Origin of the sequence: Streptococcus wuxiensis (assembly GCF_040888245.1) — a bacterium.
Classification (GTDB): domain Bacteria; phylum Bacillota; class Bacilli; order Lactobacillales; family Streptococcaceae; genus Streptococcus; species Streptococcus wuxiensis.
On the sequence record NZ_JBFNFE010000001.1, the window covers coordinates 1 to 14,210 of the forward strand.

13 protein-coding genes and 1 pseudogene are annotated in these 14,210 nt (G+C 39.0%); 10 read left to right on the top strand and 4 right to left on the bottom strand.

Annotated features, from left to right (window positions below):
* A pseudogene (locus tag AB2B47_RS00005) lies at positions 1-518 on the top strand (TIGR00341 family protein); the annotation flags it as partial.
* A gap of 211 nt (positions 519-729) precedes the next feature.
* On the opposite strand, the gene thrS reads toward AB2B47_RS00005, so the two are convergent.
* Positions 730-2,673 carry a threonine--tRNA ligase gene (gene thrS / locus AB2B47_RS00010; RefSeq protein ID WP_320693338.1) on the bottom strand — a complete coding sequence of 648 codons (1,944 nt, stop codon included), beginning with the start codon at positions 2,671-2,673 and terminating at the stop codon, positions 730-732.
* Positions 2,674-2,983: 310 nt separating this feature from the next.
* Positions 2,984-3,358 carry a hypothetical protein gene (locus AB2B47_RS00020; protein ID WP_025170405.1) on the bottom strand — a complete coding sequence of 125 codons (375 nt, stop codon included), beginning with the start codon at positions 3,356-3,358 and terminating at the stop codon, positions 2,984-2,986.
* 205 nt (positions 3,359-3,563) lie between these two features.
* On the opposite strand from AB2B47_RS00020, the gene rpsO reads away from it, so the two are divergent.
* The 9 genes from rpsO (at position 3,564) to pezT (ending at position 12,963) form a co-directional block, all read left to right on the top strand.
* Positions 3,564-3,833 (top strand): 30S ribosomal protein S15, encoded by a 270-nt coding sequence (rpsO, locus tag AB2B47_RS00025; protein WP_001018251.1) that lies wholly within the window; start codon positions 3,564-3,566, stop codon positions 3,831-3,833.
* A gap of 951 nt (positions 3,834-4,784) precedes the next feature.
* The gene (locus AB2B47_RS00030) at positions 4,785-5,831 is read left to right on the top strand and encodes a FecCD family ABC transporter permease (RefSeq protein WP_006153184.1); all 1,047 of its coding nucleotides are present in this window, start codon (positions 4,785-4,787) and stop codon (positions 5,829-5,831) included.
* A gap of 1 nt (position 5,832) precedes the next feature.
* A complete protein-coding gene (locus tag AB2B47_RS00035) occupies positions 5,833-6,588 on the top strand; it encodes an ABC transporter ATP-binding protein (RefSeq protein WP_320693339.1) in 756 nt (251 codons plus the stop codon).
* A gap of 18 nt (positions 6,589-6,606) precedes the next feature.
* On the top strand, positions 6,607-7,617 hold the full coding sequence (locus AB2B47_RS00040) for an ABC transporter substrate-binding protein (protein WP_320693340.1): 1,011 nt from the start codon (positions 6,607-6,609) through the stop codon (positions 7,615-7,617).
* Positions 7,598-8,293 carry an alpha/beta hydrolase-fold protein gene (locus tag AB2B47_RS00045; RefSeq protein ID WP_320693341.1) on the top strand — a complete coding sequence of 232 codons (696 nt, stop codon included), beginning with the start codon at positions 7,598-7,600 and terminating at the stop codon, positions 8,291-8,293. Before AB2B47_RS00040 ends, AB2B47_RS00045 begins: the two co-directional genes overlap by 20 nt.
* 152 nt (positions 8,294-8,445) lie before the next feature.
* On the top strand, positions 8,446-9,789 hold the full coding sequence (locus AB2B47_RS00050) for a DEAD/DEAH box helicase (RefSeq protein WP_320693342.1): 1,344 nt from the start codon (positions 8,446-8,448) through the stop codon (positions 9,787-9,789).
* 243 nt (positions 9,790-10,032) lie between these two features.
* Positions 10,033-11,412, top strand: a complete 1,380-nt coding sequence (locus tag AB2B47_RS00055) for a VWA domain-containing protein (RefSeq protein ID WP_320693343.1) — start codon at positions 10,033-10,035, stop codon at positions 11,410-11,412.
* Positions 11,413-11,719: 307 nt separating this feature from the next.
* Complete coding sequence (gene pezA, locus AB2B47_RS00060; protein ID WP_320693344.1) at positions 11,720-12,196, top strand: type II toxin-antitoxin system antitoxin PezA; 477 nt, start codon at positions 11,720-11,722, stop codon at positions 12,194-12,196.
* Entirely contained in the window at positions 12,196-12,963 is a 768-nt protein-coding gene (gene pezT, locus AB2B47_RS00065) for a type II toxin-antitoxin system toxin PezT (RefSeq protein ID WP_320693345.1), read from the top strand. Before pezA ends, pezT begins: the two co-directional genes overlap by 1 nt.
* 355 nt (positions 12,964-13,318) lie before the next feature.
* Here pezT and AB2B47_RS00070 read toward each other — a convergent pair whose 3' ends face one another.
* Both AB2B47_RS00070 and AB2B47_RS00075 read right to left on the bottom strand, forming a co-directional pair.
* The gene (locus tag AB2B47_RS00070) at positions 13,319-13,534 is read right to left on the bottom strand and encodes a hypothetical protein (RefSeq protein WP_320693346.1); all 216 of its coding nucleotides are present in this window, start codon (positions 13,532-13,534) and stop codon (positions 13,319-13,321) included.
* A 52-nt stretch (positions 13,535-13,586) separates the two neighbouring features.
* On the bottom strand, positions 13,587-13,802 hold the full coding sequence (locus AB2B47_RS00075) for a hypothetical protein (RefSeq protein WP_320693347.1): 216 nt from the start codon (positions 13,800-13,802) through the stop codon (positions 13,587-13,589).
* Between the last annotated feature and the right edge of the window lie 408 nt (positions 13,803-14,210).

Here is a 14,210-nt window from a genome sequence, read left to right on the forward strand (position 1 = left end):
TCTTGATCAACTGTGTCTTTATCATGCTAGCCAACATTGTTGGAACAAGAATTTTGATGAGAAAATCTCCTTTAACTTCATTTAAAGAGCTGAGCATTAAAATGAGAATTGGCTTGATTTCTTTGATTGTATTGTTGATTCTTCCAGCTAGCTATTCAGCAGTTACTCTGACAATAGAACAAGCGCGCAAAGAAGGGATCAAACAGTTTGTAGGAAAAGAGTTCGCCAATTATACGGTTATTAATCAAGTCTACAAGTCAAGTAACAATGAATTGGTCTTGACGGTTGTTGGAGATCCGATTTCAGAAGAAGAATTAGAAACACTCCACCAAAAACAAGCCTCTTACGGTATTCAATCTGTTCAATTGAAAGTGAATCAAGTTCAGAACTCGCCAACATTAGATAGTGAAGCGACCAAGGAATTTTATGAAAACATTGACAAGTATATTGATCAAAAACTCTCTGAAAAAGATTCACAAAACGATCTCGTAAAAGAAATTGAGGCAGACAAGGATTGAGGATAGTCAACTTATCTAACTCATGGAAGCAAATCTTGGGAGGATATCCTATATCCAAAAGTTAATGGATAGAAAGGATTGTTGATGAGAATATCATTTGTGGTGGTTTGACCAATCACTACTAGCTCAGGTTAAATAAAATATAAAAAGCAACAACTGAAATAGTTGTTGCTTTTTCTTACTGAAAAATGTTTCTCAGACTGCGATCGATTTATTTTTCAACACGTGATTTGTTGGCGATATCGGCTAGGATAGCTGCTACAAACTCATCTACTGACACAGTGTTTGTTTCTTTTTGGCCATAGCGACGAACGTTGACAGTTCCGTCTTCCATTTCCTTGTCACCAACGATCAATTGGTAAGGAATCTTGCTAGTTTGTGAAGCACGAATCTTGAATTGCATTTTCTCATTACGTTCATCCACATCAGCACGGACACCACGGTCACGGAGTTTCTTCGCTACTTCCCAAGCGTAGTCCACGTGTTTTTCGTTAGATACTGGGATGAGGGTTACTTGGTGTGGCGCAAGCCATGTTGGGAAGGCACCCTTGTAGTTTTCAATCAAGATCGCTGTGAAGCGTTCCATAGTTGAGATAACCCCACGGTGGATCATAACTGGGCGATGTTCTTCACCATCAGCTCCGATGTATTTAAGGTCGAAGCGTTCTGGAAGCAAGAAGTCAAGCTGGATCGTAGAGAGGGTTTCTTCTTTTCCAAGGGCAGTCTTAACCTGGATATCCAATTTTGGTCCATAGAAGGCAGCTTCACCTTCAGCTTCAAAGTAGTCAACGCCCATTTCATCAAGGGCAGCACGAAGCATGGTTTGGGCATTTTCCCACATTTCATCGTTATCAAAGTACTTGTGAGTATCTTGAGGGTCACGAAGAGAGAGGCGGAAACGGTATTCATTCAAGTTGAAATCTTCATAAACATCGATAATCAACTGAAGAGCGCGTTGGAATTCTTCTTGGATTTGTTCTGGAGTCACAAAGAGGTGACCGTCGTTGAGAGACATTTCACGCACACGTTGAAGACCAGTGAGGGCACCAGATTTTTCATAGCGGTGCATCATCCCGATTTCAGCGATACGGATTGGCAATTCACGGTATGAGTGAACATGGTGTTTAAAGACTTGGATGTGGTGTGGACAGTTCATTGGGCGAAGGACGAATTCTTCCCCATCTCCCATATCCATAGTTGGGAACATGTCTTCTTGGTAATGATCCCAGTGACCAGAAGTCTTGTAAAGCTCTACAGAAGCAAGTGGTGGAGTGTAAACGTGTTGATAGCCAGAAGCCAACTCTTTATCGACGATGTAGCGTTCTAACTCACGACGGATTGTCGCACCATTTGGCAACCAGAATGGTAGACCTTGACCAACTTCTTGAGAAATCATGAAGAGATCAAGCTCTTTACCAAGTTTACGGTGGTCACGTTCTTTGGCTTCTTCACGCATTTGAAGGTAGTTTTTCAAGTCTTTCTTGTCGAACCAAGCTGTACCGTAAATACGTTGCATCATAGCATTGTCACTATTTCCGCGCCAGTAAGCACCAGCTACATTGAGAAGGTGGAAGATTTGGATGCGGCCTGTTGAGGGGACGTGAGGTCCACGGCAGAGGTCCACGTATTCACCCTGACGGTAGATGGTCAAACCACCCTCGTCCTCAGAGTGTTCTTCGATCAATTCCAATTTATAAGGGTCGTTTTTGAAGATTTCACGCGCTTCATCTTTAGTCACTTCTTCACGAATAGATGGGAAGTTTTCCTTCACGATTTTCTTCATTTCTTCTTCGATACGAGGAAGGTCTTCGTTAGAGATTTGACCCGCTTGATTGTCTGTATCGTAGTAGAATCCATCTTCGATAGCTGGACCAACACCCAAGTGAATGTCTGGGAAAAGGCGACGAGCTGCTTGAGCAAACAAGTGGGCAGCTGAGTGACGCAAGATGTCAAGAGCATCTTCGTGATCAGGTGTCACGATTTCGATGCTTCCATCTTCAGTGATGGCACGAGTCGTATCAATGAGTTTGCCGTTGAATTTACCAGCAAGAGCTTTTTTAGCTAGGGAATTGCTGATTGATTGGGCAATTTCAAAAGTAGTAACGCCAGATTCGAATTCACGAACAGCGCCATCTGGGAAAGTAATCTTAATCATGGTTTTCTCCTTATAATCTTTTAAATATTTTAGTTATAGTGAAACTCTTTTTGATTTCTTCATCAAAAAAACAAAAAAGCGACATCCAAAAAGGACGTCGCAACGTGGTTCCACCTTCATTTATGTTCCTCAAAAAAGAGGGACACCTCTGATTGGCTCTAACGTGGCCACCGTTTTATGTTTGCATAAAAGTCAGTAGAGTAGTATCAGTATAGTCTTCCTATGCGTTCTCAGCAACCACGCACTCTCTGGTAGAAAGGGTCTAAGTGACTTGTCTCTATGCATTATTATAGCATGATTGTGAGATTTTTCAAGGATTTTGTGAAAGTTTTTTCCTTTTCAGTTTTTGCACTAGATTCTTAATAGCTACACCGACAGCCATACCCACGAGGGCAAAGATTTCATAGGCTAGGAAGTAGAGAAGGATAAATTCTCCGAAAGTAATGATGGTAAAGCAAAAGAGCAATCCGATTCCCAGTAACCACCAAAGTGAGAACTTGAAACGACAAGAGTAGCATAGTGACACTATGAAAGTCACCAGTGGAGAGAAGATAATAACGTTGCTGATGTAGAGCTCCTTTAAGGTAGAGTTGACAGAAATAGTCCATAAAAACAACTCATAAAGTGGCCAATAAAAGAAAAATATGACCAGATAGTAGGGGAGATATTGCGAGAATTTACGCATGGTAATCACCTCACTTTTCAAGCTGTCACCTTAGATATCCTTCCTATAACTATTATAGCACTTTTGCGGTAAGAATAGTAAATCAGTTGACAAAGAACTTAGTTATTGGTAGAATAAGAACTGTCGTAAAGACAAATAACTTCTTCTTGGTTACAGGCATGCCAACCTGTCACTCGGATGAAGCCAAATAAAAAGGAGAAACATCATGGCAATCTCAAAAGAGAAAAAAAATGAAATCATTGCACAATATGCACGTCACGAAGGTGATACAGGTTCAGTAGAGGTTCAAGTTGCTGTCCTTACTTGGGAAATCAACCACCTTAACGAACACATCAAACAACACAAAAAAGACCACGCTACTTACCGTGGATTGATGAAGAAAATCGGTCGCCGTCGTAACTTGCTTGCATACTTGCGTAAAAACGACGTTAACCGTTACCGTGAGTTGATCAACTCTCTAGGACTTCGTCGTTAATTCAAGATACAAAGGCCGTCAAAAGCACAAAGCAAAAATAGGAAAATTGACGAAGAAACTTCAGTTTCTAGGAGATTTTATCTTTTTTGCCAAGTGCTTAGGCCGTGTTCAATTGAGCACATCTTGAAAATAAGGCTACTCTAGTTGAGTAGCTTTTTATTGTTGTCACCTTACCTCGATATACTCAAGTATAATCTTCGGTTACGATTCCTAGCACTGTAAGGTAAAGTAAACCAGAATGATCTCCCTTCGGGGAGATTTTTTGTTTCACTAACATTTTTGTACAATCTTCGGCTTGCCGTCTAGTCTATAAACGTTTTATCTAGCAAGAATCATGATGCTAAGGGCGTTAAAAATCCGTATGAAAATAGGGAAAGGACACAGTGTTCGATGAACACAAGGAGTTTCATCTTTTTCACTAGGATTTTAGCCCGAGCTCAAATTAGCTCTCTGACTTCAGAGGGCTTTTATTTTTTGCCAAGTGCTTAGGCCGTGTTCAATTGAGCATATCTTGATAATGAAGCTACTCTAATTGGGTAGCTTTTTATTTTTGTCACCTTACCTCGATATACTCAAGTATAATCTTCGGTTATGGTTCCTAGCACTGTAAGGTAAAATAAACCAGAATGATCTCCCTTCGGGGAGATTTTTTGTTTCACTAACATTTTTGTACAATCTTCGGCTTGCCACTTAGTCTACAAACGTTTTATCCAGCAAGAATCATGATGCTAAGGGTCTTAAAAATCCGTATGAAAATAGGGAAAGGACACAGTGTTCGATGAACACAAAGAGTTTCATCTTTTTCACTAGGATTTTAGCCCGCGCTCAAATAAGCTCTCTGACTTCAGAGGTTTTTTTCTATATTTTTCTAGTCTTGTTCCTGATTTAGAAATGTGGTATACTAATTATGAAAATTGTCTAAATTTTTAATTTTTGTTAAAGGAGGGTTTCATGCTTTCCAAATTTTCTGGAAGCCATCAAAACCTGAGATATTGTTTTTTACTAGCTATCCTGTTAGGAGCTTTGGGGATTTCTCTGTTTCTGGCAGTTTCTATGGGGTCTGTTCAAATTAGTTTGAGTGATACCTATCGGATAATTTTGAGTCAGTTAGGGGCTCCTTTTGAGATAGGAGACATTTCAAAGTCTACGTTTGCTATTGTTTGGAATATGAGATTGCCACGGGTTTTTCTTGCTTTGATTGTGGGTGCAGGACTTTCCATGTGTGGTAGTGTCATGCAGTCAACTGTCAACAATCCAATAGCAGAGCCCTATGTATTAGGAATTTCAGCCGGGGCAACTTTTGGAGCAACTTTGAGTATTATTCTTGGATTTAAAGTTATGATTGGTCTAGGTTCTTTCCTCGGAGCGATTTTAGCAACAGTTGCAGTTCTTCTCATTGCGTCTATGCAGGGCAGGATGACAACTTCTAGCCTCATTTTATCAGGGACGGTTGTCAATGCACTATTTTTGGCTTTTTCAAACTTTATTATCTCTATTGGGGCCAATGCTGATAGCGTTATGACTATCAAGTTTTGGACCATGGGTTCTTTAGCGGGAACCTCTTGGGGACACTTAACCTTACCAACTATAGTCGTGGGAATCGCCTTTTTATTTTTCTCTACCCAATATCGTGTTTTTAATGCCATGATGATGGGAGATGAGGCGGCTTTGACCTTGGGAATTCCCTTGCGTTTTTACTGGTATCTCTATGTGACGATTGTGGCTGTGATGACGGCAGTCCTAGTTTCGACTTGTGGGATTATCGGTTTTGTCGGTTTGATTACACCGCATTTGGCGAGAAGTTTGGTAGGTACAAACTACAAAAGGCTTTTTCCGATTGCAACCTTACTAGGCGCCCTCTTTGTCGTCTGGGCAGATGTCTTTGCTCGCGTTTTGATTCAAAATGCTGAACTTCCGATTGGAATTTTCACGGCCCTAGTAGGTGCACCTTTCTTTATCTACATGGTTGCAAGTAGACGAAGGGAGGTGAGAGTCTGATATGGACTTAATGTGTCAGGATATTCACTTTGGAATCGGAGAAAAAAAGATTCTCAAAGGAGTCTCACTTAAACTTGAGGGAAACCAATTTCATACTATTTTGGGACCAAATGGAAGTGGGAAAACTAGCCTACTGAAACTCTTCTATCGACAGGAAAAGCCGAATCAGGGCTTGATTTCTTTAGATGGGAAGCCTCTAGACCAAATGAGCGTCAAAGAAACGGCAAAGCAGATGGCAGTTATCACGCAGTTTAATCAACTTCAGTTTGAATGTACGGTTGAGGAGATTGTCATGCTGGGCAGAACTCCTCATCTCTCTTTCTTACAAAAGGAAAAAGAAAAAGACTTTGACTTGGTTGAGGATGCTCTAGCCAAGGTAGATATGTTCGAAAAGAGAAATCGCCTTTACTCTTCTCTATCAGGAGGAGAGAGACAGCGAGTTTTGTTAGCACGCGCCTTAGCTCAAGAACCTTCACTCTTGCTCTTAGACGAACCGACCAATCATCTAGATATCAAGTACCAGCTGGACTTGTTGAGCATTGTCAAAAATCTCCAGATCAATGTGTTAGCCGTCTTGCATGATATTCAGCTAGCTTGTCGCTATTCAGACTATCTCTATCTGATGAAAGAGGGGGAGATAGTTTACCAAGGTACACCAAAGGAGACCATCACTCCTGAGTCTTTGCAGGCTGTCTATGGTGTCCAAAGTAAGGTTACTTGGACAGAAGATCAGCAAGCCATGATTCACTATTTATAAAATTTAAAGGAAATTAACATGAAAAAATCACTCAGTATTTTGCTCGTAACAGTAGCTACCTTATCTTTGGCGGCTTGTAGCAACACATCTAAAAAAACAGCAACTGCACCAGCTACAACAGAAGCTAGTCAAAAAGCTACTACAGAAACCAGCTATCCTGTGACTATCAAAACCTATGATGCTAAAGGAAATGAAGTCGAACAAGTTTTTGAAAAGGCCCCTGAAAAGGTCATTACCAACAACCTTTCAACAACTGAAATCCTACTTGAACTCGGTTTGAAGGATAAAATTGCTGGTATGCTCAATCCTGATAATGCCGTAACTGGTAAATACAAGGATGCCATTGAAGCTATCCCTCACATTGGGGATAAGAAATCAGTCTCACAAGAAACAGTTCTTTCTTATGAACCAGACGCTTTGATGGGACGTAACATGATGTTCTCTGAAAAGTCAATGGGAACGATTAGCGCTTGGAATGAAAATAAAATCCCAGTTTATACGCAAAAAGCCTCACTATCAAATATCCAACAGGATTTAGGAAATATCGTAGAAGACGTGAAAAATCTTGGTACTATTTTCAATGTCCAAGACAAGGCCAACCAATACGCAGAGCAATTGCAAGCTAAAATCGATGCGGTTAAAAAAGCAAACCCAGAAACACAGGGTGAAAAGAAAAAGGCTTTGATTATGGTGGCCTACAATGATGAAACCTTTGGTGCCTACAAGTCAGCCCTACAAGAAAGTTTGCTCAACCAACTTGGTTATACCAATGTCGCAACAGGAACTTCTGGCTTGACCCTGGAAAATCTAGTATCAATGGATCCAGAGTTGATTATCTATGTAACTAGCGATCGTAATCAAAAGTTAGATGAAAAAGCAGTGGATTTGATGAAGGCAAATGCTGTTTTGGAAAATGTACCAGCAATCAAGAATCAAAAAATCATGACTATCTCTTACGATGAGTTGATGGATTACGGTCCTGCAGTGATTGATTCCCTTGAAAAAATCAATGACTTTATCAAGAAATAAGGAGTTTAACTGGGAAGGGATTCGAGTTAGGGTCAGTCTTCCTTCAAACTATGATCCTCAACAAGCCTACCCAGTTGTGCTCTTAAACGATGGGGAACTGGATTATTTAACAGCCCTATCCCAATCTGTGATTTTGGTGGGTTTGATTCCAGAAAATCGTCTGGATGACTTTACACCTTGGCAGTCTGATGCTTTGAAAGAAGGGGCACCAGACTTTGGTGGAAAGGTAGACCAATACCATCAGAAGCTATTTCAAGGAATTTTAAAAATTCTAAAGAAAGACTACTTGATTGATGAAAGTAGAATTGCTTATGGTGGTTATTCACTGGGTGGTCTTGCTGCCGTCTATAGTCTCTATAGTAGTTATCTTCCTGCGACCTGTATCTTTTCTATCTGTGGTTCCTTCTGGTATCCTGATTTTACAGAATTTTGCAGGGAATATGACTTGATACAGAGCCAAAACCTGATTTATCTGCTAAATGGTCAGACAGAAGGTGCCAATCATTCCAATCGTCTGTCTAAGACTCCTATTTTTGCAAGAGATTTACATGATCTGATTTCAGAGAAAGTGCCTTCGACTTATTGCACATTTGATGCTTATGGGCATCATGAAGCTCTTAAGGAACGTTATCATCATTTTTGTGATTGGCTAAGAGACGAGTGGAAGCTCAATTAATCCTATAACACTCCTTGTTCAGGGTAACTAGGAGTGTTTCTCATGTATGCTTGGTTGTTAAAATGTTCATGGTATTATTCTTGACGGAAATCCATCCCCTGTAATAGACTAAATTATGGTATAATGAGTAGATAGATAGAATCGAGGAAATTATGTCATTTACACAATTTAAATTTAAAAATTATATAGAAAAAGCCTTGGAGGAGTTGAAATTTACGACTCCTACCGAGGTTCAGGAAAAGTTAATTCCTATTGTCCTGGCAGGTCGTGACTTGGTTGGTGAATCAAAAACAGGTTCAGGTAAGACTCATACTTTCTTGTTACCGATTTTCCAACAATTGGACGAGGAAAGTGATAGTGTGCAGGCGGTTATTACAGCTCCAAGTCGTGAATTAGCGACTCAGATTTACCAAGCTGCTCGTCAGATCGCATCACATTCAGATGTTGAGATTCGTGTTGCCAACTATGTTGGTGGTACAGACAAGGCCCGTCAGATTGACAAATTAGCAAGTAATCAACCACATATCGTAATCGGAACTCCAGGTCGTATTTATGACTTGGTCAAGTCTGGTGACCTAGCCATTCACAAAGCTAAGACCTTTGTAGTCGATGAAGCGGACATGACCTTGGATATGGGATTCTTGGAGACGGTTGATAAGATTGCAGGAAGTCTTCCTAAGGACTTGCAGTTTATGGTCTTTTCAGCGACTATCCCACAAAAACTACAACCATTTTTGAAGAAATACTTGTCAAATCCTGTCATGGAGAAAATCAAAACTAAGACAGTTATCTCTGATACCATTGACAACTGGTTGATTTCGACCAAGGGTCGTGACAAGAATGCTCAGATTTATGAGTTGACTCAAGTCATGCAGCCGTATCTCGCCATGATTTTTGTCAATACAAAAACACGTGCAGATGAATTGCATGCTTACCTGACTGCACAAGGCTTAAAAGTAGCTAAGATTCATGGAGATATTGCTCCTCGTGAACGTAAACGGATTATGAATCAGGTGAAGAACCTTGATTTTGAGTATATCGTAGCAACTGACCTGGCTGCGCGTGGGATTGATATTGAAGGTGTCAGCCACGTTATCAATGATGCCATTCCACAAGACTTGTCCTTCTTTGTTCACCGTGTCGGACGAACTGGACGTAATGGTCTACCAGGTACAGCCATTACCCTTTATCAGCCAAGCGATGACTCTGATATTCGTGAGTTAGAGAAATTAGGAATTAAGTTTGTACCTAAGGTGGTTAAAGATGGAGAATTCCAAGACACTTATGACCGTGACCGTCGTGTCAATCGTGAGAAGAAACAGGAAAAACTGGATATCGAAATGATTGGGCTGGTCAAAAAGAAAAAGAAAAAAGTCAAACCAGGCTATAAGAAGAAAATTCAGTGGGCGGTCGATGAAAAACGCCGTAAAACCAAACGCGCAGAAAGTCGTGCCCGTGGACGTGCAGAACGTAAGGCTAAACGTCAAACATTTTAAACATGAAACAGTAGAACCAGTGGTTTTACTGTTTTTTTGACTCTTAAAGCCTAAGATAGTATAAGCAAAAAACGTTAATTAATTTGGACAGCAAACAAGAAATCGTCATAGAGACTGATGCTATAGGATTTATAATCAATACTTTGATTCCAGAAAATATTTGAAAACATTCTTAATTTATGTTATTCTAGAAAAAAACAGATTATAAAAAAATATTAAATCTGTTAAAGAAAAGAGGTTATTATGGCAAAAGGAATGTTTAAGCAAGAACGTTTTTCGTTTCGTAAAATGAAAGTTGGATTGGCATCTGTGGCTATCCTCTTTGCTTTTGCACAACTTGGACAAGTTTCTGCTGATGAAACTAGTAAAGTCTCTTCAAGTGAAATTACTAAGGTAACTGAGGCACCAAAAGTAGTTGAAGAAGTCAAATCGCCTATTGAGGAGGCTAAAGCAGAAATTGCAACTGAAAAATCAAGACCTATTGTCAAAGAAACTGAAGCAAAAGCTGGGGATTTGATTGATGTCTCAAAGAAAGAATCTGCTGTCGAAGTAAAAGAAAGTCAAGAAGGCAATCAGAAAGTCCATATTGAAACCTCTGTAGCTGAGGTAACTAAAACTGAAATTGCTCCAGAAAAAGTGGAAAAAATTCCAGAGCCTGTAACTACGACAAAAGAGAATACTGTAGTTGCTAAGGATAAAGATGGAAATTCTTATACTCAGTACGAACGAGTAGACAAGACAACAACTGTGGAAATAACTAAAACACCACCAACTGTTAAAAAAGCAGGAGCATCTGATATTGTTTTCGTGGTTGACCGTTCAGGATCTATGGGAGGAACTATTAATACTGTTCGTAAAAATGTCAATGAGTTTGCAAGAAATCTTGCCAAAGATGGAGTAGCGGCACGTTTTGGATTAGCTACATATAGTGATGAAGTATACGGACGTCGATTAGGAAAAACTGACGAAGATACAATTCTAACGAAATTTGGTGAGACTTATTTTACAACAAATCCAGTTGAACTTGAAAAAGCTTTAGAAAAAATTAAGATTGCACATGGGGGAGATTCTCCTGAAACAGCAACTCCTGCTCTCACAAAGATTGTTTCTACTTATGACTGGTCTAAGTCACCAAAAAATAAAAAGTTTGTGGTGTTGTTAACAGATGCTAGGATGAAAGAAGATCCGTCAATTCCATCTATCGCTGAGACATTAACAACTCTGAAAAAAGCTGGTATTGATAGAATCGTAGCGACAACCTTGTATAATCAACGAAACTATAAAGATTTTGTGTCTGAGGGACGTTTAATGGATATTGATCGTAACTTGGCTGACTCTTTAACTAAGGATGCAGCTTCATGGATTGTGGAAACAGTCAGTGAGGGACGTCAGTACAAGGTAACAAAAGACAGCTACCAATTCTACTTGGAACGTCGTGCAACTGTGCCAGTTTTGGAGCAGAAAGAAACTCCTAAACCAGCACCTACTGCTTACAAACCAGAACCGGCTAAACTTCCTGAAACAGGAAGCAATGATTCTAGTAACCAAACTCTTTTGGGTCTAGGTATTATGCTCGCAGGTTTTGGATTGGCTACAAGCGCTAGAAAATCAAAAGAACAGTAAGATAAATTAATAAAAACAAAACACCTGAAGTAGAGCTATATTGGCTTTTATCAGGTGTTTTTTGATGAAGTTATCCTAAAATAAAATAAACACACTGGGACGAGTATTTCAGTGTGTTTTTGTGGTAAATTTGTCTTTAAAATAGATAAGATAGATTATTTGATAAAGCCATTGTATTAGATGATTGGTTTGGCAACAATGTAACAGATAAATTATTTCATTCAGCTAGAGTTGAATGAAAATGCACCATTTTTGGTGCGTTTTTATTTTTTGTGCTATAATAGAAATAAATAAAAGGAGGAGTTACATGATTGGAGAAAATATAAAAACGTTACGTAAAACACATAAATTAACGCAACCTGAGTTTGCAAAGATTGTTGGTATCTCTAGAAATAGTCTGAGTCGTTATGAAAATGGGACAAGTTCAGTTTCAACAGAATTAATCGATCGTATCTGCAAAAAATTTAATGTTTCTTATATCGATATCGTAGGGGAGGAAAAAATGCTCACACCAGTTGAAGATTATCAGTTAACATTAAAAATAGAATTGATAAAGGAACGAGGAGCGAATATCTTAGCGCAACTTTATCGTTTTCAAGATGAACAAGGAATTGCATTTGACGATACTTCTAATCCTTGGGTACTAATGAGCGATGATCTTTCTGATTTGATTAACACGAAGATTTATCTTGTTGCAACTTTTGAGGATGTGGAGCGATATAATGGCTATTTGGATGGCATTGAACGTATGCTAGAACAAGCTAGTCATCTAGTGGTGGCTTAATGAAATTAGATAAATTTAGTCAGGATGACTTTATTAAAGCCTCCAATCGACTTGTCCGTTCTTTAACTCGTGGGAAATCAACCTCATCTCAGCCTAAAGCAATTTTGCTCGGTGGACAGAGTGGTGCTGGTAAGACAACGATTCATCGTGTGAAACAAAGGGAATTTCAAGGCAATATCATTATCATTGATGGAGATAGTTATCGCTCTTTTCATCCGAACTACCTTGGCTTACAGGAAAAGCATGGAAAAGATAGTGTGGATTATACCAAAGTATTTGCGGGCCAAATGGTTGAATATCTTGTAGATGAATTGAGTAAAAAAGGTTATCATTTGTTAATCGAGGGTACCTTGAGAACAACAGAAGTTCCCCGAAAAACGGCCCAATTATTGGCAACTAGAGGATATCAAGTCTCACTTGCACTAATTGCGACCAAGCCAGAATTGTCTTATCTCAGTACCTTGATACGTTATGAGGAGCTCTACGCCATAGATCCTAGTCAAGCAAGAGCGACTCCCAAAGAGCACCATGATGGAATTGTAGAACATTTAGTTGATAACTTACGAGAGTTAGAAAATGACAAAATTTTTAATCAAATTCAAATTTTTCAAAGAGATCAATCGTGTGTTTATGATTCGCAAGTAGATGAAACCTCAGCAGCAGAAGTTCTACACGAATACTTATTTGGAAAATGGAACAAGGTGGAAAAAGAGATGTTGAAGATAGGGCAGGAACGGTTGAGAGAGCTGGGGGAAATTGATAAGTGACGAAGGGCTAATTTATGAGTACATTAAAAAAGTAATTTATTTTTGTACCAGATTTAACTACTCATAATCTCTGGGAATTGGTTGAACAGTATAAAACAGGGGAATTAAGAGATTATAAATAGGAAAAGATAACATTTTGTTATCTTCCCATTAAAAGGTATATAAAAACAGGCCTAAGCCTGCTCTGTTTTTTGCCCTGTTTTCTACCAAAGTTCATTTCATAAATAAGTAGAGAAAACACAAAGGGTAACTAAAAGGTTAATTAAATTGATGTGTTCAGTAAACAAGTAAATTGCACCTGTCATAGGTGCTTTTTATTTTACTTTTCTGTCTAAGACCTAGATTGTTCTAAGCGCTATGAGATCGCTTTAATTGAGATGATCTCACTCTCAAAGAGAGAAATCTCAGTTGGTTCATCAGGACCAGGATTGTTAATGAGGATAGTGATTTCATCTTGCTCATCATTATCCATCTCATCTACAAAATCTGTGACAAGTCCTTTGATAATTTTTCCATCCCTACTAACTACCTGAACTCTTGAGCGTAGGTAGTTCCAAAGTTGCTTACTCATTTACGTTCTCCTTTCCCATAGTGTCTTTGAAGGTGAAAGCGCCTAGATGGTACTAAGAATCAGTTTTAGGTTTTCTCATTAAAAAATATCTCTCTGTAAGTTGTCGCTTAGCTAGTTCTAATTCAAATGCTTCAGCTTCTTCTAAAGAAAGTAAGTCGAGCGTAATACTGGTTCTCAGTAATTGCTCATCAGTAAACTTTGAAAAATCTATAGGTTTTTCATCCAGACCTAAAGAGTCAATCTGAGAAAGAGCCTCTGATAATTCCATTATATTACCCCTCTCTTAAATTCATTTCTAAAACAATGATACCTTTGTTCTAGTTCTTTACTTTGTACTCGTTGTTCTTCCTCAATTTTACCATAACTCTTGTACCTTACCAAAACCTCACCATTGGAAAAGTTTGATACCTCACCCTTATTGAAGATGGCAGAGGCTTTATTGTCATTCCAATAAGTAGCTGGTTTGCTACTCTGTTACCCTTTCTTGAAAAAAAGCACATTGTGAGTTATAATTTAGATAGTAAATAGAGGTTTTCCATCTCCCCTTGAAACAGTTCATTCTGCGGTAGGAGGTGGGACACCTCTATTTGATTTTAAAATCAAGATGATGTATAATTAAGTCAAGAAAGAAGCATGGTTTTCCCGCCCAAAAGCTCTATAGCTGTGGGAGAGTCAT

Excerpts from the sequence above, each read along its gene's own strand:
- AB2B47_RS00035 (WP_320693339.1), top strand. The coding sequence starts at position 5,833 with ATGGACTTAATGTGTCAGGATATTCACTTTGGAATCGGAGAAAAAAAG.
- AB2B47_RS00055 (WP_320693343.1), top strand. The coding sequence starts at position 10,033 with ATGGCAAAAGGAATGTTTAAGCAAGAACGTTTTTCGTTTCGTAAAATG.
- AB2B47_RS00050 (WP_320693342.1), top strand. The coding sequence starts at position 8,446 with ATGTCATTTACACAATTTAAATTTAAAAATTATATAGAAAAAGCCTTG.
- AB2B47_RS00075 (WP_320693347.1), bottom strand. The coding sequence starts at position 13,802 with ATGGAATTATCAGAGGCTCTTTCTCAGATTGACTCTTTAGGTCTGGAT.
- pezA (WP_320693344.1), top strand. The coding sequence starts at position 11,720 with ATGATTGGAGAAAATATAAAAACGTTACGTAAAACACATAAATTAACG.
- thrS (WP_320693338.1), bottom strand. The coding sequence starts at position 2,673 with ATGATTAAGATTACTTTCCCAGATGGCGCTGTTCGTGAATTCGAATCT.
- AB2B47_RS00070 (WP_320693346.1), bottom strand. The coding sequence starts at position 13,534 with ATGAGTAAGCAACTTTGGAACTACCTACGCTCAAGAGTTCAGGTAGTT.
- AB2B47_RS00040 (WP_320693340.1), top strand. The coding sequence starts at position 6,607 with ATGAAAAAATCACTCAGTATTTTGCTCGTAACAGTAGCTACCTTATCT.
- AB2B47_RS00030 (WP_006153184.1), top strand. The coding sequence starts at position 4,785 with ATGCTTTCCAAATTTTCTGGAAGCCATCAAAACCTGAGATATTGTTTT.
- rpsO (WP_001018251.1), top strand. The coding sequence starts at position 3,564 with ATGGCAATCTCAAAAGAGAAAAAAAATGAAATCATTGCACAATATGCA.
- AB2B47_RS00020 (WP_025170405.1), bottom strand. The coding sequence starts at position 3,358 with ATGCGTAAATTCTCGCAATATCTCCCCTACTATCTGGTCATATTTTTC.
- pezT (WP_320693345.1), top strand. The coding sequence starts at position 12,196 with ATGAAATTAGATAAATTTAGTCAGGATGACTTTATTAAAGCCTCCAAT.
- AB2B47_RS00045 (WP_320693341.1), top strand. The coding sequence starts at position 7,598 with ATGACTTTATCAAGAAATAAGGAGTTTAACTGGGAAGGGATTCGAGTT.